Below are 21,153 nucleotides of genomic sequence, written 5' to 3'. Positions count from 1 at the left end.
AAGAAAAGGAGCGCATCAATATAACTTTGATGCACTCCTTGCTATGGGTAAAAAGTAATTCTTCTCTTAGAACTTGAAGAAATTCTTTGCATTATAGTAGCTGATATCTTCAATCATCTGGTTCACGCGGTCCATTTCAGAAGCCGGAATTTCACCATTTTCAATATCACGGCCAACAAGATTACACAATGTACGGCGGAAATATTCATGACGCGGATAGGAGAGGAATGAACGAGAGTCCGTCAACATACCTACGAAACGGCTCAACAGACCCAGTACGGAAAGAGCATTCATCTGTTTCTCCATACCGTCTTTCTGATCGAGGAACCACCAGCCGGAACCAAACTGTATCTTACCCGGAATCGTGCCATCCTGGAAGTTGCCCAACATAGTGGCAATAACTTCATTAGCGCACGGATTGAGGTTATAAAGAATAGTCTTCGTCAACTTGCCTTTGGAATTCAAGCGGTCGAGGAATTTAGACATTGCCTTAGCAGTAGTAAATTCACCGATAGAATCGAAACCGGTATCAGCACCAAGCAACTTGAACATCTTACTGTTATTGTTACGGATAGCGCCATAGTGGAATTGTTGTGTCCAGCCTTTTTCCCAGTCCATTTCACCGAAGATAACCAGCATAGCTGATTTGAATTTCAGGATTTCTTCCTTAGCCAGTTCCGTTCCACCATATACCTTATTAAATATAGCTTTGATTTCAGCATCTGTATAGTCTTCTGCATAGAATTCTTCAATACCGTGGTCGGACAATTTACAACCTTGTTCAGCAAAGAAGTCATGACGCTTGCGCAAGGCAGCTATCATATCATCGAAATTAGAGATAGCAACACCGCTTACTTCAGCCAGTTTCTCAACGTATGCACGGAAGTCAGCAGGAACTTCTACAGCCATTGCCTTGTCAGGACGCCATGTCGGCAACATCTTGATTTCAAAACCACTTTCGCGTGTTTGAATATGATATTCCAGAGAATCAATAGGATCATCCGTAGTACAAACAGCTTCCACATGATAACGGCGCATCATGCCACGAGCAGAGTATTCCGGTTGAGCCAGCTTCTCATTACACTCGTCATAAATCTCACGGGCAGTCTTCGGGCTCAGGATCTTATCGATACCGAACGCTGTCTTCAACTCCAGGTGTGTCCAGTGATACAAAGGATTACGGAAAGTATAAGGAACGGTTTCAGCCCACTTTTCAAATTTTTCCCAGTCGGAAGTATCCTTACCTGTGCAGAAACGTTCGTCTACACCATTGGTACGCATAGCACGCCATTTGTAATGGTCGCCGCCCAACCAGATTTCAGTCAATGACTTAAACTGATAGTCGTCTGCTACCATTTTAGGGATTAAGTGACAGTGATAATCGATAATCGGCATCTTGGCCGCATGTTCATGATACAACTTCTGTGCGGTTTCTGTCTGCAACAGGAAGTTTTCATCCATAAATTTTTTCATTCTACTGTGTTTTTAGTATATAAAAATATTACTTTCTCTTTTCTATACCTATATAGTATTGATTGTAAAGCTAATAGGCAAGATATTGGTTTTTGCTTTTATTAACCGTTATCGAACACAAAAGTAGAAAATTTACTTGGAGAAACAAAATAATTCGTATCTTTGCCGCAAATATTTATAATATTTAAGTTTTAGACATTGAACCTTTAGTGCCTTAAAACGAATGAAACAAAGAATATGGAAAACAAGAACTACACCATTAAAGACATTGCCCGCATGGCGGGTGTTTCTGCCGGAACTGTGGATCGCGTGTTGCACAATCGGGGAGATGTTTCTGTTGCCAGCAGGGAGAAGGTTCAAAAAGTGCTTGATGAGATAGACTATCATCCTAATATGTTTGCCATTGGTCTGGCAGCCAAGAAGCGCTACCGTGTTCTGTGTATTATACCTTATTATGTGGAACATGACTATTGGCATTCCGTTGCAGAAGGCATCAACCGTGCCGCACAAGAGTTGCGTCCTTTTAATGTAAGCGTGGACTTTTTGTGCTACCATCATGCCGACCGGCTTTCTTATGAAAAAGCCTGCGCGAAGCTCCGCAAAGAAATAGTGGATGCCGTATTGATCGCCCCCAATTTCCGTGAAGAGACAATATCGCTGACATCTTATCTGGAAGGGAAAAAGATACCTTACGCATTTGTCGACTTTAATATAGAAGACACCCATGCACTCTGCTACATCGGCCAGGACTCCCAAACAAGCGGGTATATGGCTGCTAAAATCCTGATGCGCAAGTACAAGGAAGGACAGGAACTGATACTATTTCTTAATAATAAAAAGAATAGCCCGGCAGAAATACAGATGCAACGACGCATGGACGGTTTCATGAATTTTATTGCACAGGAACATGAGAATCTGGTGGTTCACGATGTAGTACTGAATAAAGAAGATGATGAAGCCAACCGCCGGACATTGGAAGATTTCTTTGCCGCACATCCCAAGGCAGTATTAGGAGCCGTTTTTAACTCACGTGTCTACCAGGTGGCAGGATATCTACAGGAAACAGGACACCATTTGGAAGGATTGGTTGGATATGACCTTCTGCCCAAAAACGTGGAATACCTGAAATCCGGTGAAGTAAATTATCTCATTGGACAACGCCCGGGACTGCAAGGATACTGCGGTGTAAAAGCTCTGTGCGACCATGTCGTATTCAAACGTCCGGTGACCGGTGTAAAGTATATGCCTATCGACATCCTGATGAAAGAAAACATCAATTTCTATTTTGAATTTGAATAAACATCATAATATCAATCATTTAAAAAACGTTTTTTTAAGCATGAAAGCATTAAACAAACAGACCGCTTCCAAGGCTCAGCGCCCGGAACGTATCATTCAATTCGGTGAAGGAAACTTCTTACGTGCATTTATCGACTGGATCATTTATAACATGAACGAAAAGGCTGATTTCAATAGCAGTGTTGTAGTAGTTCAACCTATCGAGAAAGGTATGGTAGACATGCTGAATGCACAGGATGATCTTTATCACGTAAACCTGCAAGGATTGGATAAAGGAGAAACTGTCAATAGCCTGACAATGATCGACGTTATCAGCCGTGCACTGAATCCTTACACTCAGAACGATGAATTCATGAAGTTGGCTGAGCAACCGGAAATGCGTTTTGTAATCTCCAACACAACGGAAGCCGGTATCGCTTTCGATCCCTCCTGCAAACTGGCTGACGCTCCGGCTTCTTCTTATCCGGGCAAACTGACCCAACTACTGTATCATCGTTTCAAGACATTCAACGGTGATAAGAGCAAAGGTCTGATTATCTTCCCTTGCGAACTTATCTTCCTGAACGGTCATAAGCTGAAAGAAACCATCTACCAATATATCGAATTATGGCAATTGGGTGATGAATTCAAGACTTGGTTTGAAGAAGCATGTGGTGTATACGCTACGCTTGTTGACCGTATTGTTCCGGGATTCCCGCGCAAGGATATTGCAGCAATTAAGGAAAAATTACAGTATGATGATAATTTGGTGGTACAGGCTGAAATCTTCCACCTCTGGGTCATCGAAGCCCCGCAGGAGATTGCCAAAGAATTCCCTGCTGACAAGGCTGGTCTGAATGTATTATTCGTTCCTTCTGAAGCACCGTATCACGAAAGAAAAGTAACGTTGCTGAATGGCCCTCACACTGTTCTTTCTCCGGTAGCTTACTTGTCGGGCGTAAACATTGTGCGTGATGCTTGTCAACATCCGGTTATTGGTCAGTACATCAATAAGGTAATGTTCGATGAGTTGATGGAAACATTGAACTTGCCGAAAGATGAGTTGAAGAAGTTTGCGGAAGATGTATTGGAGCGTTTCAACAATCCGTTTGTTGACCATGCCGTTACCAGCATTATGCTGAACTCTTTCCCGAAATATGAAACTCGTGACCTGCCTGGTTTGAAGACTTATCTGCAACGCAAAGGTGAATTGCCTAAGGGGCTGGTTCTCGGTTTGGCCGCTATCATCACATATTATAAAGGTGGTGTTCGTGAAGACGGTGCTGAGATCACCCCGAACGATGCTCCGGAAATCATGCAATTGCTGAAAGACCTGTGGGCAACAGATGATACTCAGAAAGTAGCCGAAGGCGTACTTGCTGCAACTTCTATTTGGGGCGAAGATTTAAATAATATCTCGGGACTTACCGCTGCTGTAAAAGCTAATCTGGATTCTATTCAGGAAAAAGGAATGTTGGAAACAGTAAAGGGAATTCTTTAATTAATCTACAAGTATCACAAAGGAGATAGGGCGGGGCGGAGGCTTCGCCCTATTTTTTTATGTTAAAGAACAGAACTGTGCATTTCATACTCAAATAAATTCTCTTTGTCACTTCTTTTGGGTATATTTAGAGCGTTAACTATTAAAAATCAAATGACTATGGGAAAGACATTATGTACTATTCTCGTGGGGTTCTTATTCCCTTTATGTGTTTATAGTCAAACCTTGAACACATCTTATAATCTCCCTCGCTCAGGAGACAAACTAATGAAATGTCAGATAACCACTATTCAACCCAATAAAGGTACAAGGGGAAACATATTCATTTATTTATAATGGAGAACAACCGTTGCCATATAAAACATCCTTCGCTATGGATTATTGGGGATTTTACAATGGCGCAGAAAATATATCTTCACTTACCGGTTACCGCCACACACTTATACCCTCTATTGAAGGATTAGGAATTAATCAAGACGCACTTATAATTCAGGGACAGGAGCTACCAGCACAAACAGCTGTCAGGAATGCGAGTCGTAAATATATAACGGCTAATATGCTAAAAAAAATAACATACCCGACGGGAGGTAGTGTAGAATTCGAATTTGAACCTCATACTTTTACTAATGCCAAAGTCATTTCAAAAGAAGATTTAGAAAAGTATGCTCCTAAATTGGCATATTTAAATACGGTGAATAACAATAATGCAGAGTTTTCCACTCCATTTGTAACTTTCAATATTCCATTTGCACAAACTGTAACCATAAATGTAACAGTCCGTTTTGATGATTATTCAGCGAGTCAAGTCGAAGGTTCAGGAACAATTATCAGGCAGGTTGGTTCTACCGGAGGAGGTATTCTAAAATCATGTGACATCACAAAATGTAACTGATGAACATTCATATCATGTTGTTGAATCATTTACATTGGAAGCTGGGGATTATGTAATGTCATCTACTTTAGCGTCAACAGTTCCCAATCAAGGTTACACCGCCCGTAATGTTAGCGCTGCAACATTAACTTACAAATCACAAATATTCAATGTAGATATAGACACTTTGGAACATATTGGTGCCGGAGTGAGAATAAAAACTATTACCCAAAGGAATAATACAGGAGAAATCTTAGAGAGAACCAAATATCTTTACGAATTGGATAATCATAAAAGTTCCGGTCTGTTGATGATTCCTATTAACTTTGTGACTGATCATAATATCCGTCATGGTCTGGATAATTGTCCTATACATAGCATAGTAGACCATCAATTTCGCAGATATGATGCACAAACAGATGCTACACTTTGCTATTTTCCAGAGAACTACAGTGGACGCTTAATCAGGAAAAGTACATATGATGCAAATAATAAACTCGTAAAAGAAGAAATTAATGAATACTCCATTGCCAATAAGGCTAAAGAATTAGTCAATATAAAAGTCATAGACAATTATGTTGGTCCTGTAAATCATTGCCTTTCAATTGAAGCACATCCTTATTATAATCCATATATATATAATGGACGTTTTTTTATAACTTTATATCCATACATTGCTTATGACATCCAGTTAACTCAACAAACAGAAACTGAGTATTTCAATTCAGTACCAATAAGCAAAGAAAAACTTTATACATATAATCAACGTAATCAAATATCAACCTGTCAAACAAATACCAGTCGTTCCGACTACATTCAGGAGACATATAAATATGCTGCCGATTCTTCTTTCTATAAAGATCACTTGGACTATAATGTACTTACTGCAATAATGAGATATAAACGTACATCAGGCAGTTCAACAGCCATTTTAGAAAATAAGTATGGAAATGCATTTACTAAATTCACATTGCTTTCAAGTACGGAGTCAAGCAATATATCACCCAAAAGACGTACTGTTTCATATAAGTATGATAGTAAATGGAATCCTGTCGAAGTAACCTATCAAGACAGTTCGTCGGTTGTTTATTTATGGGGATATAAATATTCCCGGATTATTGCAAAAATTACTAATATTACATATGCCAAAGTACTGTCTCGATTAGGAGAAAGTTCGTTGAATACTCTGTGTAGCTCTAATATCCCCAATAGTACTTCACTCTATAATTTGCAAAATATATTTTCTGATTGTGAAGTTACCACATGGCTTTATAATCCATCATACGGAGTTAGTGAAGTAAGGTCACCCAATGGATTAAAAACATTCTATGAGTATGATGCTATAGGCAGAGTTTCTGAGATATTAGATTTAAACAGAAAAACAATCATGTCATTTCAATATCAGTTATCCCATAATGGAACATCACAAAATTTCTTCAAAACTCGTACTATGATGAATGAGGAAGGAAATAAATATATGGAAGTATATAGTTATTATGATGGTTTAGGTCGCCCATACCAGACAGTGGAATGTAAAATCACTCCATTCCAAACTCATTTAATCACTTTACAAGAATATGATGCTGCAAATAGGAAAACATATACATGGTTACCCGTTGAGTCTGCTACCAGTACATATATGCCATCTGCTTCTGTTAAAGCTCAAGCTGTAGCTGATTATGGAGATACACATCCTTATACAAAGACAGAATACGAAGCTTCTCCTTTGAATAAAATAGTCAATCAATACGGAGCAGGGGAAGATTGGAATAATCACCCTGTACACATTGAATATATGACAAACACCACTTCTTCTCCATTGAACTGTCTTAATTACATGGTTAATGACAACGGAACTTTGGTGTCCAGCAATCAGTATTACGCCGCAGGACAGTTATATGTAACCAAAAGTACTGATGAAGATAATAACGTTGAGTATACTTTTACAGATAAGTCGGGACATACCATATTAACACGACAAATCTCAGGAAGTCAAATTCTTGATACATATTATGTGTATGATGGACTTGATAATTTACGATACGTTCTTCAACCGATGTATCAGACAAATGCCAATCTGAATATGTATGCTTTCCAATATAAATATATGGGAAGACAATTGTGCATAGAGAAAAAGATGCCGGGAGCAGAAGCTATTAAATATGTATATGATAAGTTGGACAGACTCATATTCTCGCAAGATGGCAATCAACGGTTACAAAACGAATGGACTTTCTATTTGTATGATAGGTTGAATCGTCTTACAATACAAGGCATTTGTATGGAAATAGACCGGCTAAATTTAATTCCCGATGTAGTAGTAACTTGCTACAGAGAAAATAGCAATACAGGTTTGGGGGGAAGTGGATATTATTCTACATTTATACCGATTGATAAGGTCAAAGAAATACATATTGTGAATTATTACGACGATTATAAGTTTTGTTCATTAACAGGATTTTCCGGTGTACCACATTTCTCAATGGGCAGCAATGCCAAAGGCTATCTAACCGGTAATGTCGTTACTATTTTGGAAGATGGTAAGAAACTATATTCCGCTAATTATTACGATGTCAAAGGCAGAATGACAAAAAAGGTCTCAAGCAATCATATGAATGAATATGAAGTGGATAATATTACTTATTCCTTTACTGATAAACCATTAACAGCAAGTCATACACATACAGCAATAAATGCAACAGAATTATATACTTATGTTTATGATCATGCAGAACGCCTGCAAGAAGTAAGACACAAATTAAATGAGAATAGTGAAGTAAAGCTTGCTATCAATACCTATGATAAGTTAGGGAGATTAAAAACCAAAACACATCATGGCACTTCAGGACATAAGCTGACTTATGAATATAATATACGTAATTGGTTGACCCAAATCAACGGAAGACTTTTCGAACAAAATCTTTATTATAACACAGGGAGTGGAAGTCAATGTTATAATGGCAATATTGGAAGTATGACTTGGAAGAGTGGGGAAGACGGTATACGTGGTTATAAGTTTACTTATGATAATATGAGTCGCATGAGAAATGCTATTTATGGCGAAGGGACAAGTATCACTCCTTCTACAGGAAAAAAATTCTCAGAGAATGTGATCGGTTATGATTATAATGGAAACATTACCGGTCTACAAAGATATGGTAAGGTAAGTGGAAGTACTTATGGAAAGATTGATGATTTATCCATAACATATGTGGGCAATCTGATTCTGTTGATGTGTCCGGACGTTATATTCCCGAATTATCAGGTATCCATTTTTTATATAGTCGAGACAGTTTAATCAACAGACAAACAAATGAAAAATATTACAATCAAAAGTTCGTAAAAAAATAGAAAGCATACACTAAAAGCTACTAATTGTGACTAAAGAATACATCTGAAGGAGGTTATCAGGGAATTCAGCGATCAATAAAAAGTTGGCTCAGGTTACTCTCACTACTCTCACTATTAAAGTAGCTTATTGATAATTAGACTATTAAGTGTGGGTGAGAGTAAAAATCCGGTGTGAGAGTAAACCGCTTACTCTCACTTTCTGAATTTGCATTTTTATGGATTAACTTATTATTTTACAATGAAATACCCAGTATTTAGTATCTATATTGAGGCTGTCTGTAATCTGGTGTTTTTTTAGACTTTTCTTCCCGCGTAAACGATGAATATGTCTCATTGCTATGATTTCTTGAGAAACTTGAATGAGAGATTAATAGGTTTTACATGAGAGATTGTATTATTCTGTCTTAAGGAAGATCCTGTTCAACCTTAGAAATTATCAGCTATCAACCTTGGTTAACAGGCCTATCAACCAAGGTTGATAGAGTTGTTAACCAAGGTTGACACCTTTTCAGAGTTACTGCAAATACACAAAATCAATGAGGTAAAGTAAAGTGAAGCCTGGTTGCTATTCAGTTAGCATCAAAGCTTCTGCCGCAGAATGAATGGGCCGACTATTCCGCCGTACGCAAAATGAACGTCGTAGCTCCAATGGTAACAATGGCTCCGTCTTCAATGCGAATGCGATCTTTATTTCCTAGTATTTCATTATTCAGGAAAGTTCCGGTCAGACTGGGAGCATCCTGCAGAGTATAAACAAGCACGCCTTGCTTATTGCGCTTCACGTTAATAATGCAGTGACGACGATCCATACTCATATCCGAAGTTTCAATGGGAGTATTGATATTAGTACCAACACAACGACGCCCAATCACATTATTGCCCTCTTGCAAAGGTAACACTTGCTTAAATCCGAATACATTCTCAATCACCGTAATGCTACCGAAAGCATCCTTGAATTCTTCTTCGTCAGGACGTTCTTCTTTTTGAGGAGCACGCATTTTGGTTTTTCCCAGACGAATACTAAATTGCTTACCACAATGCTCACAAACGAAAACCAAAGATTGGCCTTCGCTATATTTTGTTTCATCAAATAAAAGATAGTTCTCACATTTAGGGCAACGGATACGCTTCATGACAATTACAAATTAAAGAATTAAAAATTAAAGCAAAGTAAATGCTTCCTACTTCTTCAAAACCCAAGCATTCTTATATGTTTCATCCTGGCGAATTCTAGCCAATGCTTGATAGGCTTCTACTTCCGTCCCGCAAGATTCAATGCTAACACGCATTTTACCATCACCGACAATCGCTTTTGCACCCTTAAAACCTTTAGAAATCAACTGAGCAGCCATTGTTTCTGCATCTTGTTCAGTTCCAACGCTGGCAATGATAATATGATAAGGTCTTTTAGGAGTTGCAATAACCGGTTTAGCTGTAGCAGGCTGTACATTCTGCTTGGGAGCTTCAGTCGTTGTAGCTGAATGGGAGGCTTCTTCCTTCACTTTTGTTTCAGAAGCAACAGCTGGTGTTTTGCCAACCTTAACTTCTCTGACAGCAACAGGAGCTACAACTTTCTTAGTTCCGGCTTGTTTATCTGTTGCAGATTTGCGTGTAGGAGTATTCTGCTTTACAACAATCGGTGTAATGGCCAGAGATTGTTTTTCTATTTTTTCAAATAATTCATCCGGAAGTAATTTTGCATAGTTTTCCTCTATCACTTCTGTATTTTCTATCGGAGTAGAAAAAAAGAAAGAAAGCACTATAGCAGCTACTATTGCAGCAGCATTTGTCAGATATGCACGATTAATTTTGATTGCGAAAGTACGCTTTTCTTCCTTAACAACAGTAGGCATTGAATAAGAAACAGCCTTTTCTGCCTGTGGCTTTCCCAAAGCAGATAATTCCTTCATTTCAAATGCATCCAAGCCGTATAAATAGGGAGTTGTGATTTTATTATCGTATGGTGCGAAGTCGAAAGTGTTATGAATCGTATAACGTACTTCGCCAACATTGGGCAAATCAACCTTACCTTCTTCGTGTAAAACAGAAATCAATTCATTCACTTTACGTTCTACCATCTTGGTAGCATCAGAAAAGTTGGTTCCATATACAGACATATAAGATTGAACCAGCAAACCGTCATTCATCTTCAGTTGTGGGTTAAAACCGATGATACGGGTAGGAGGCAGGAAAATATTCTCTTCTTTCACTCTCGTAGCCGGAGCATAATGAGCAACAAATCCTCCCAAACCCGGAACAATGACGCAGTCATTTTCCAATAACAAAGTTTCTATATGTTGTGCCAATTCAATCATGGTACAAAAGTAACGGAAATCTCGGATATAAGCCAGTTTCAGGGCATTTTTCTTTCAACAACTTATCAACAATATGGAATAACACAATGCTTTCTTTGAATAAAAGCCAGCTAATTCGTTAATACCTACACGAAAATACTATATTCTACCTTGGAGCATTAATGCACAAATAATAGACAATTCAACAATAAACTCATAAAACTAACGTTTATTGGCATAAGAAAGCTATTTTTGCAACCGATCAATCTATAAAATATAAAAATATACGATGAAGATTAAAACGCTGATATTTGCTTTTACTATTATATTATTGACGTCGTGCAAAACGACGACTAATAACATCACCTATTTTCAGGATTTGAATAACCAATCGGCAGTTACTACAGGAAAAGCTGTGAATTATACTCCGCGTATAGCTCCCGATGACCAATTATCCATAACTGTATCAGGTATGGACCCTAATGCAGTCGCCACATTCAACATACCACTTGCCAGCTATCTGGCACCTGGAGAAACAAATGTGACCTCCACACCTGTACTTCATACATATCTGGTCAATTCACATGGAGAAATTGACTTTCCAGTATTAGGTAAACTTCAAGTTGGTGGAATGACACGTAGCGAACTTACCGATATGATGACTAAAAGGATTTCTGCCTATGTAAAATCTCCAATTGTTACAATACAAATACGGAACTTTAAAGTCTCTGTATTAGGAGAAGTAAACAAACCAGGAACCGTAAATGTACCTAATGAGCGCTTATCTATACTTGATGCTCTTGGCATGGCAGGTGACTTGACAATTTATGGAAATCGCACCAATGTGCTACTAATTCGCGATAATAATGGACTAAAAGAATATCATCGTTTTGACCTTACTTCTGCAGAAATGCTAACATCTCCTTATTACTATTTGCAGCAAAATGATGTTCTCTATGTAGAACCAAACAAAGCACGAAAAGGAAATGCGAAATATAGTCAAAATGGGCAGTTTAACGTATCATTGGCTTCAACTATAATTAGCGCTTTATCTGTATTAGCATCACTAGGTATCGCATTGTTAGTAAAATAACCTCTTTTGTTTATGAATGACGAAAATATACATATTGGAAAGCTATTAAAACAGTTTCTTTGCTATTGGAAGATCTACATACCCATTGGAATTATCTGTCTGATTACCGCTATATGCTTTCTGATAGTCACACCTAAAGAATATGAATTTACTGCTCGGATGCGACTAATTGGCAACAACCATGGTATGATGTCTGAGTTGAAAATGTTAAAAACCAGTGGTATTAGTGCATTACTTGGGGGTAGTACTTCAGGCATTAGTATAGAAGATGAGATTATTGTACTAACATCACGTACTAACATGACCAAAGCCATTCTTCAAACTAATTACCAAATGGAGATACGGCAACAACGTGGTTTGAAGAAAGTATTACTTTATGGAAAAGATGTCCCCTTTACCGTTCTTTTTCCTGAACAGTTTTTAGATACTATCAGTGAACCGGTAAAGATAAAAATGACATTATCAAATGGAATGATGCAGTCAGCAAAAATTCAATCAGAGCTATTTGAAACCATGAAAGTGCAAGATCAATCTTTACCTTGTCGCTTACAGCTTCCGATTGGTACAATAATGCTTGCTCCCAATAGTGAGATTTCAACTTTTGACAAACAAACATTCAATATAAAGATCACTCCGTTGCAAAAAGTTTATGAAGATCTATATAAAAAGATAACAGCTGGGGCAGAAGAAACTATTTCTGATATCATATTATTGAGTTTTGACAACGAAAACAAACAGCGTGGACGTGATTTTCTGAATGAATTAATGTCTGTTTTCAATCAATACTCAAGAAATGTAAAAGTACAAGAAGCGGAACTTAACGCCCAATTTGTAAGAAGTCGCTTGGATACAATCACTACGGAACTTGCCTATCTGGAACATAAAATTGAAACTTACAAGAAACTGAATAACATTCCAGAACCCACACTGTATGCCAAGGTTGCCATGACAGGAAAACAAGAATTAGAAAGTGTGATTTTAGAAATTGAAGCACGTATAAAAATGATGGATTATGTAGTGGAATATATGCAAAATCCAGAAAATGAATATGCTTCTATTCCTGCCTTTGAGGGAATAGGAGAGAAATCTATCGCTTTGTATAATCAATTAGTACTTGACCGTGAACGTCTACTACTTGCTTCTGAAAAAGGGAATCCAGCCTTATTGCTTGCCGATAAACAATTGGCAGAACAACGTAAAATGTTGTTGGAAACAATCGCTGCAACTCGAAATAGCATCAAAGCCAGTCTAAATGAACTCAACAAGAAAAATCATATATTCAACAGTCAACTGAGTGAACTGCCCACACAGGAACGAGAATATATTGAGATGAAACGCCAACAGAAAATCAAGGAAACGATTTACCTGTTCCTCATGCAAAAATTACAAGAAAAGAGTTTGATAAACTCTCCAGATGAACAAGCTGGAAGAATAGTGGATGCTGCTTATTGTTCGGCAAAACCCGTTTTTCCCAAGAAATTGATTGTATTGGCAATAGCTTTTATAATAGCTTGCATCCTTTCCTTAATTAGTATTTATTTGAAAGTATTCGTTTTTACAAAAAGATAATCTCATGCTTTCACAGCTAGTCTGCTCAAAAAACAATTTATTCTTTGCCTTTCTTGTGGCAGGCTACATCTTTGGTGTCATCTTATATGATTTCATAGAATTTAAATATACTGATGAATTAATGGCACTTTTCCTATGTTTATTTGCAGGCATTGTGGTTTGGGAAAGAAAAGCATGGAAAGAGCTGATTCCTGTGACGATTGTTGTTTTCATCTTCTTTTTTTATACCATTTATTCATTTATAATACAGAGTAATATTCCGAAAGCCATTCTTACAGATTTACTCATTCAGATAAAACCTTTTCTCGGATTTTATTGTGCCTACCTAATTGCTCCACAGCTTTCATCTTCTCAAAAATACTTTATCAGCATTCTTTGTTTAATAGTAGGAGGATTATTGATTATTGTTGGGTTATCAGGTCAAATTGATTTCGTGTTTGGACATCCTTCCCGTTTTGCAACTGCGGCTATTGCTACCGCTTTTTTATTTCTTTATTGCAGCACTTATAAATGGAGTGATATCCTTATATTCCTATTTTTGCTAACCATAGGCTTTTTCTCTACCCGAGCTAAATTTTACGGTTTTTGGGTAGTGGCTATCAGCCTTATAGTATTTACTAAATTAGGCGGCCAGATGCGCTTAAACTGGAAAAGTATTGCAGCAGGTATCCTTATATGTCTACTCGCCATTTGGTTTGCCAAAGAGAAAATAATAATTTATTATGTCGATGGAATGATGAATTCCCGCGAAATGTGGAGTCGGCCTGCCATGTTATTTACATCTGGACAAATTTTTTATGACTATTTCCCATTTGGATGTGGACTAGGAAGTTTTGGTACTTTTGCATCAGCTGAATATTATTCTCCTATTTACGAAATGTATGGACTTAACCATATATGGGGGTTATCAAAGAATATGCCTATTTTTATTTGCGATGCTTTTTATCCGGAATTAGCCCAGTTTGGAATAATTGGAGCTATATTATACTTTTTTTTCTGGTATACAATTATCCGGAAATCAGCTTCCCAAAACATACAAAAGAGTACCTGTATCTGGATGATCTTTATATTCTTTCTTATTGAGGGTATAGCAGACTCCACTTTTACACATAATCGCGGATTATTTATTTTGATAATATTAGCCCTCATGATAATAAGAAAAGATGAAGTTGAACAGCGAAACATATAAAAAAGGTGCCATTCATTCATCTTTCTTTAGTGTGCTGGCTAAAGGGGTGGCATTCATGCAACATTTACTGATTGCTTATTATTTTGGTGCCAATACCGGAACTGACTTATATTTCTATTTATTTAATCTGGTAATAATGATAGGAGGAATGATACAGACAATTACAACTTCAATCCTCATACCACAATCTATGCTATTACGACATTCTATTTCTACAAAAGCTGAAATGAAATATCTGAATGCTTTTATGTATAGCTTTATCTTTATTATTTTCTTACTCATATTTCTTGTAAGTCTTGGAGGAGATAAAGTACCGGAATTAATAACCAATTTCCCAACAGATGAGATAAAAAAATACATATCTATTTATTATGCATCTCTTATATTGATGATACTTATGGCCACCAATCTGTATCTGACAGAAATATTAGTTTCATTCAAATTTTTTTCTTTACCTTTAGTTTGCAATTTGTTACTGAATGGAGGAATTATCTTTGCTTTACTATTATTTAATAATACAATAGGTGTCGTATCTATGATATATGGAAGCTGTATAGCCAGTGTAATTAATATAATAATACTAATTATTCTCATGAGGAGGAAGTTACAGTGGAAGTTCTTTTTAGTTGATTTTTCTGTTATTTCCTCCCAATGGAAATCCATAACTGGACTAGCTATTAATCAGGGAGTGGTCATTTTTTCTTCTACTTTTCCTATGTATTTGTTATCCTATTATCAACCGGGAGTCATAACCATAATCAATTATGCACAAAAATTCATCCAGGCTCCTTTAGCATGGATACAACAATTTACAGCAGTACTACAAATAAAACTCAATAATTTAAAAAGCAATAGGAAGGAAAATGAAATCTACCAATCAGCTTCTCAGATAGCAATTCGCTTATTCTTACTCACTTTGTTTACATCACTAGTAATATTCTTATTACGTGATTTCATTGCCGAAACTCTTTTTGGATTAGGGAAAATGCCTATCGAAGCAGGAAATAAACTATCTCATCTTATCGGTTTACTAACATTCAGTATGCCTTTTACAGCTATGAGTTTAGCCTATATGAAAGTATTTTTCACGCAGGGATATATTCGGCAATATATTAGTATTATGGTATTTGTAAATATCATATCTTGTATAATGTATGCCGTCTCCATTTATTATTGGCAAGAAAACGGATATGGTTTTGTATACATATTCATCGAAATGCTTACCACATTGATAATATGGCTCTATTTACAGAAACGATTAGAGAAGAAAATACATCATTTATAATTTGAGAATATATGAACTATATTGTTTTTGATAATTTCCATGATAATAATGGATATATAGTCGAAGCACTGAGAAAAAAGGGAGTCGACATAGAAGAAATATATTCTCCAGATAGCAAATATAAATGGATTGCATGGCTAAAAGGAGTATTGAATGCTATTCTAAAGTCTTCTTCTGGCGACACATTAATATTTTGGTATGATTTTCAGGGTATTATCTTTTGGGGGGTATGTAAACTACTTTGGACAAAAAGAAGAATCATAATTCTGAATCTCTTATTGAAAAACAAACCGACTTTCAAAAATAAAATTGTATCATACTTATATAAATCAGCATTACAAGCAAATAATGTAGAAGCCACAGTAACATCCCTAGAATATGGTGAAGCACTAAATAGTCAACTAAGAATTAAAAGTTCATATATGCTTTTGCATGATGTCTATCCTTTTGACGAAAAGGAAGAAACAGAATATAAAAACTATGGAACCAAAGTATTTTGTGGAGGAAATAATGGTAGAGATTGGGAGTTAGCTATAAAAATTGGTCAAAGTATGCCGAATGTACAATTTACTTTGGTTATGCCCACTTTTATTCAAAAATATTATTCAAAAATTAAAATATCCGATAATATACACATTTTGGGGAATGTATCATTGGTTGAGTTTAATAAATTGCTACAAGAGTCATCCATTGTAATGCTTCCACTTAATACTGATGCACCTGCAGGACTCATTGTTATATTCCAGGCTGCATCGCAACAGAAAACAGTCATAACAACATCCACTCCAGTAACCAAGGAATATATTGATAACAAAACAGGAGTACTTTGTGAAAACAATATTGACCAATTTAGAAAAGAGATAGAGTATCATTTGCAACACCCTGACATTGCTAAAGCGAAAGGAAAAGCGTTGTATAACAAACTAAGATCAGAGTGCTCAAAAGAACTATATACCAGTAAACTTTATAATATTTTACTTCATAATGAAAACCGTATCGGTCATACTTGCATCCTATAATGGCGAAAAATATATAAAAGAGCAAATAGATTCTATCCTTGCCCAAACTTACCCTATTTATGAAATACTAATAGGAGATGACGGAAGTGCGGATAATACGATGAGCATTTTAAATGATTATGCATGTAAATATGGGAATATTAAAATCATATCATCGAATGGCAAGCATGGAGTCAATTATAATTTTAAGCGATTAATGGATACTGCATCTGGCAACTATATCGCTATATCAGATCAAGATGACATATGGTTTCCTGAGAAAATAGAAATAATGATGAGAGAAATAGGAACTCATGTACTTGCCTATAGTGATGCTATACCTTTCTCTGGAATGCTCATTCCTTATAATAAAGAGCAAAGTGTTGAATTTGACTCATATATACCAGAAAATAGTATTGAAGATATCATGTTTAATAATGTAGTATCAGGACACCGAATGTTGGTAAAGAAGGAATTTATCAATGAAATTCATGAATGGAACTTTGATGTTTACTACGATTGGTGGTTAGCTATTTCAGCGTCATATCGCAATAGTATAATCTACATTCCTTGCCCTTTAGTTTTTTGGCGAAGACACGATCACTCTATGACACTTCTTAGCCCCAAGAGAGAGAAAAAAATATTTAAGGTGTTTAAATTTATAAGAAGAAGACATTCATATTTTCAATCTTTGCTAAAGCTATTCAATGATTTAGGTATTGAAAATGAGAAGCAGCTTATAATATATAAATTAGCCCATAAATTTGCCTCAAGATCTGTATGCATTAATCTATATGGTTGTTTTTACTATTGCATTAAGATAAAATCAAGACTATCATATAGTACCTTTATAAAACCACTAAAAATGTGGTCTAAATGAATATATAAGCTATGAAGATTCTACTTGTCAATAAATTCCTTTATCTTCGAGGCGGAGATTGCATTCATACCCTGAATCTTGGCCAGATGTTGCGCAAAATGGGACATACCGTTCGCTTCTATGCTATGGATCATTCAAAAAACATAGAAAATGAGAATAGATTTTTTTATGCAAAAGAAATTAATTTTTTTTCTACTAAGCTATCTGGTAAATTTGAAGCTACCAGACGTATCTTATGGGGAACAGGAATAGAAAATGGGGTCCAAAAATTATTGAAAGATTTTCATCCAGATATAGTACATTTAAATAATATTCATTCTTATCTTTCACCTCTGATCGTCAAACTTGCACAGAAACAGGGCATTAAAGTGATCTGGACACTTCATGATTACAAATTGATATGTCCAACCTATAATTGTCTTTGCAAAGGAAAAATTTGTGAGGCCTGCTTCAGTAATAAAACGAATATAATACTTCGTAAATGTATGAAGAATAATCTTTTAGCAAGTGTATTAGCATGGGGAGAAGCCGTAAATTGGAATAAGAATAAACTTTCTGCATGGACAGATATATTTATTTGTCCCAGTCACTTTATGGCAAAGAAAATGCAGCAAGGAGGTTATCCAGCAGATAAATTGCAAGTTATTAGTAACTTTATAGGGGAAGAACAAGCAGAATATATAAAAAATACAACTTATCCCGCACAAGAGAAGGCTTATGCATATATAGGACGGCTTTCAAGAGAAAAAGGAATTGATTCGCTTTTAAAGGCTGCATCCCAACTACCTTATAGACTATATATTGCAGGTACCGGTCCATTAGAAGTAGAGTTGAAGAAGAAATATACTACAAATAATATTGTATTCCTTGGACACTTGACAATGGAAGATACTATAAATCTTTTAAGAAAAGTGTGCTTTACTGTTATTCCATCAATTTGGTATGAAAATAATCCCCTCAGCGTAATTGAATCTCTATGCTGTGGTACTCCTGTATTAGGTCGAGATATTGGAGGAATACCTGAATTATTAGAATCAGATAACTGTAACCTTCTTTTTACACAAGATGAAGAATTGCCGGCACTTATCACTAAAATGTTTGATACGGTTGTCTCTAATAATCGAAATGAATTATCTGCCACTTCACTACGACGTTTTTCTAGTGAGCAATATTATCGAAAGTGGCTTAAGATTGTAGAATAAGAAATAATGTTTTCGTAAATTAATAAATAGTATATATACATGAAATCTGCTATAAGTTTGCCTACTGATATGTGTATCATCGTTACATACCGCTGCCCGATGCAGTGCCAGATGTGTAATATATGGCAAAATCCTACAGATCAGCACCAGGAGATAACTCCTATGGAAATGGAAAGACTTCCTAAAGTTAAGTTTATGAATATAACAGGAGGAGAACCATTTGTCCGGGAAGATCTTGAAGAGATTGTAGAAGTCGCATTCCGCAAATCTCCCCGTGTTGTTATATCTACTTCGGGATGGTTTGAAGAACGAATCATTCGTTTGGCCGAGAAATTTCCTAAAATAGGAATACGTATTAGTATCGAAGGGCTGTCTCTAAAAAATGATGAGCTCCGGGGGAGGAATGGAGGTTTTGATAAGGGGCTCCGCACCTTATTACGTCTTAAAGAAATGGGAGTGAAAGATATAGGTTTCGGCATTACGGTATCTAATTCTAATTCCGCCGATATGCTTTCTCTATATAGATTGTCACGTTCGTTGGGAATGGAGTTCGCAACTGCCGCCTTACATAATTCATATTATTTTCATAAAACAGATAACACAATTACTAACCAAACAGAAGTTTGTGGAAATTTCAGTAAACTGATAGAATGGCAACTAAAAGAGAAGCATCCCAAATCTTGGTTCCGTGCATATTTTAACTGGGGGTTAATCAATTATGTAAAAGGGCAACCACGATTACTCCCTTGCGAAGCTGGATTGGTTAACTTCTTTGTAGATCCGTACGGTGATGTTTATCCCTGTAACGGACTGGAAAGCAAATACTGGAAAGAAAGTATGGGAAATATCCGAACTATGACCTCCTTTGAAGAACTATGGAGAAGTGAACAGGCTGAACACATCAGAAGTTGTGTGCGTAATTGCCCTAAAAATTGCTGGATGGTAGGCACTGCTGCCCCTGTCATGAAGAAATACGTGGCAATTCCCATGAAATGGGTAATAAATCAAAAAATACAATCGTTATTGGGACATCCCATAAACTTGGAGAATAAAGAAAAATGAAAATTGTTGTCACAGGTACCAGAGGTATTCCCGGCATACAGGGTGGGGTAGAGACACATTGTCAGGAACTCTATCCCTTGATTGCGGATGAACAACACGAGATCATCGTCATTCGTCGTCCCAACTATGCTGTGGATCGTTCTGTACAAATCTATAAACAAGTTGCTATTAAAGATATCAGCGCGCCCCGCAGCAAACACCTGGAAGCTTTTGTTCATACCTTTAAAGCTGTGATTTATGCTCGCAAAGTGAAAGCTGACATCGTTCATATTCATGCTGTGGGACCAGCTCTGATGACTCCTGTCGCGCGTTTGTTGGGTATGAAAGTCGTGATAACACATCATGGTCCCGATTATGACCGTGATAAATGGGGACGTTTTGCCAAGTGGATACTATGTATGGGAGAAAGAGCAGGAGTCTATTATGCCAATCATATAATTGTAATATCAGAACATATACGGCAAATAATATATCATCAGTATTCAGCAAAAAGAAACGTCACGCTGATACACAATGGAGTAAATGTACCAACGCGTGTAATTGGTACAGAATATCTTGAAAGTTTAGATTTGACAGAATATGGATATGTTTTGGCTGTAGGACGTTTTGTGAAAGAAAAAAACTTAGACCAACTGGTTGAAGCTTTCACGCAACTTTCTTCACCTTCTATGAAATTAGTAATAGCCGGAGATGCCGACTTTCAAGATGAATATGCTCAAAAGCTAAAAGAAGTATGTTGGAAACAGAAAAATATTTGCCTGACAGGTTTTATAAAAGGAGATAAACTAGCACAATTATATACATATGCAAAAGTATTTGTATTGCCATCCACCCACGAAGGTCTACCTATTGCATTGCTTGAAGCGATGAGCTATGGTTGCCCGGTACTGGCAAGTGATATTCCTGCCAACAAAGAAATAGGACTGCCTGATGAATGTTATTTCAGAAATGGCGATTTTACTAATTTGCTTCACACCCTAAAAGAAAAGATAGAAATATCTCAGAGCAAACGGATTACTTATGATCTATCATCTTATAGTTGGCATCACATTGCTCAACAGACTAAAGAAATCTATGATTCTTTAATTGTCTAAAACAATATAGGCA

General features: G+C 36.5%; 16 protein-coding genes. 13 read left to right on the top strand and 3 right to left on the bottom strand.

All coding sequences use genetic code 11. The annotated features are described in order from the left end of the window. Positions 1 to 66: 66 nt before the first annotated feature. Positions 67 to 1,473, bottom strand: a complete 1,407-nt coding sequence (gene uxaC, locus BACINT_RS09655; RefSeq protein ID WP_007662636.1) for a glucuronate isomerase — start codon at positions 1,471 to 1,473, stop codon at positions 67 to 69. A 237-nt stretch (positions 1,474 to 1,710) separates the two neighbouring features. On the opposite strand from uxaC, the gene BACINT_RS09650 reads away from it, so the two are divergent. The 4 genes from BACINT_RS09650 (at position 1,711) to BACINT_RS23310 (ending at position 8,421) form a co-directional block, all read left to right on the top strand. After that, positions 1,711 to 2,772, top strand: a complete 1,062-nt coding sequence (locus BACINT_RS09650) for a LacI family DNA-binding transcriptional regulator (protein WP_007662635.1) — start codon at positions 1,711 to 1,713, stop codon at positions 2,770 to 2,772. 40 nt (positions 2,773 to 2,812) lie between these two features. Then, complete coding sequence (locus tag BACINT_RS09645) at positions 2,813 to 4,252, top strand: tagaturonate reductase (RefSeq protein WP_007662634.1); 1,440 nt, start codon at positions 2,813 to 2,815, stop codon at positions 4,250 to 4,252. 373 nt (positions 4,253 to 4,625) lie between these two features. After that, positions 4,626 to 5,144 (top strand): hypothetical protein, encoded by a 519-nt coding sequence (locus BACINT_RS09640; protein WP_007662633.1) that lies wholly within the window; start codon positions 4,626 to 4,628, stop codon positions 5,142 to 5,144. Then, positions 5,122 to 8,421 carry a DUF6443 domain-containing protein gene (locus tag BACINT_RS23310; protein ID WP_007662632.1) on the top strand — a complete coding sequence of 1,100 codons (3,300 nt, stop codon included), beginning with the start codon at positions 5,122 to 5,124 and terminating at the stop codon, positions 8,419 to 8,421. The genes BACINT_RS09640 and BACINT_RS23310 overlap by 23 nt, the downstream gene beginning before the upstream one ends. Positions 8,422 to 9,085: 664 nt before the next feature. Here the strand turns inward: BACINT_RS23310 and BACINT_RS09630 are convergent. Beyond that, the gene (locus BACINT_RS09630) at positions 9,086 to 9,607 is read right to left on the bottom strand and encodes an FHA domain-containing protein (protein ID WP_007662631.1); all 522 of its coding nucleotides are present in this window, start codon (positions 9,605 to 9,607) and stop codon (positions 9,086 to 9,088) included. A 48-nt stretch (positions 9,608 to 9,655) separates the two neighbouring features. Further along, a complete protein-coding gene (locus BACINT_RS09625; protein WP_007662629.1) occupies positions 9,656 to 10,789 on the bottom strand; it encodes an HU domain-containing protein in 1,134 nt (377 codons plus the stop codon). 268 nt (positions 10,790 to 11,057) lie between these two features. On the opposite strand from BACINT_RS09625, the gene BACINT_RS09620 reads away from it, so the two are divergent. The 9 genes from BACINT_RS09620 to BACINT_RS09580 are packed head-to-tail and all read left to right on the top strand — an operon-like array spanning position 11,058 to position 21,140. Continuing rightward, positions 11,058 to 11,861, top strand: a complete 804-nt coding sequence (locus tag BACINT_RS09620) for a polysaccharide biosynthesis/export family protein (RefSeq protein WP_007662622.1) — start codon at positions 11,058 to 11,060, stop codon at positions 11,859 to 11,861. 12 nt (positions 11,862 to 11,873) lie between these two features. Next, the gene (locus BACINT_RS09615; RefSeq protein WP_007662621.1) at positions 11,874 to 13,430 is read left to right on the top strand and encodes a GumC family protein; all 1,557 of its coding nucleotides are present in this window, start codon (positions 11,874 to 11,876) and stop codon (positions 13,428 to 13,430) included. A gap of 4 nt (positions 13,431 to 13,434) precedes the next feature. Next, positions 13,435 to 14,619: a hypothetical protein gene (locus BACINT_RS09610; protein WP_007662619.1), complete on the top strand. Its 1,185-nt coding sequence runs from the start codon at positions 13,435 to 13,437 to the stop codon at positions 14,617 to 14,619. Further along, positions 14,594 to 15,904 (top strand): lipid II flippase MurJ, encoded by a 1,311-nt coding sequence (locus BACINT_RS09605; RefSeq protein WP_007662618.1) that lies wholly within the window; start codon positions 14,594 to 14,596, stop codon positions 15,902 to 15,904. Before BACINT_RS09610 ends, BACINT_RS09605 begins: the two co-directional genes overlap by 26 nt. An 11-nt stretch (positions 15,905 to 15,915) precedes the next feature. Further along, positions 15,916 to 16,923 (top strand): glycosyltransferase, encoded by a 1,008-nt coding sequence (locus BACINT_RS09600; RefSeq protein WP_007662617.1) that lies wholly within the window; start codon positions 15,916 to 15,918, stop codon positions 16,921 to 16,923. Next, positions 16,889 to 17,782 (top strand): glycosyltransferase, encoded by an 894-nt coding sequence (locus BACINT_RS09595; protein WP_007662616.1) that lies wholly within the window; start codon positions 16,889 to 16,891, stop codon positions 17,780 to 17,782. The genes BACINT_RS09600 and BACINT_RS09595 overlap by 35 nt, the downstream gene beginning before the upstream one ends. An 11-nt stretch (positions 17,783 to 17,793) precedes the next feature. After that, a complete protein-coding gene (locus BACINT_RS09590) occupies positions 17,794 to 18,984 on the top strand; it encodes a glycosyltransferase (protein WP_007662615.1) in 1,191 nt (396 codons plus the stop codon). 39 nt (positions 18,985 to 19,023) lie between these two features. After that, the gene (locus BACINT_RS09585; RefSeq protein WP_021967698.1) at positions 19,024 to 20,046 is read left to right on the top strand and encodes a radical SAM protein; all 1,023 of its coding nucleotides are present in this window, start codon (positions 19,024 to 19,026) and stop codon (positions 20,044 to 20,046) included. After that, a complete protein-coding gene (locus BACINT_RS09580; protein WP_007662613.1) occupies positions 20,043 to 21,140 on the top strand; it encodes a glycosyltransferase family 4 protein in 1,098 nt (365 codons plus the stop codon). Before BACINT_RS09585 ends, BACINT_RS09580 begins: the two co-directional genes overlap by 4 nt. The last annotated feature ends 13 nt before the right edge of the window (positions 21,141 to 21,153 follow it).

This window comes from Bacteroides intestinalis DSM 17393 (assembly GCF_000172175.1).
GTDB lineage: Bacteria > Bacteroidota > Bacteroidia > Bacteroidales > Bacteroidaceae > Bacteroides > Bacteroides intestinalis.
This window is presented reverse-complemented; position numbering and strand designations above follow the sequence as displayed.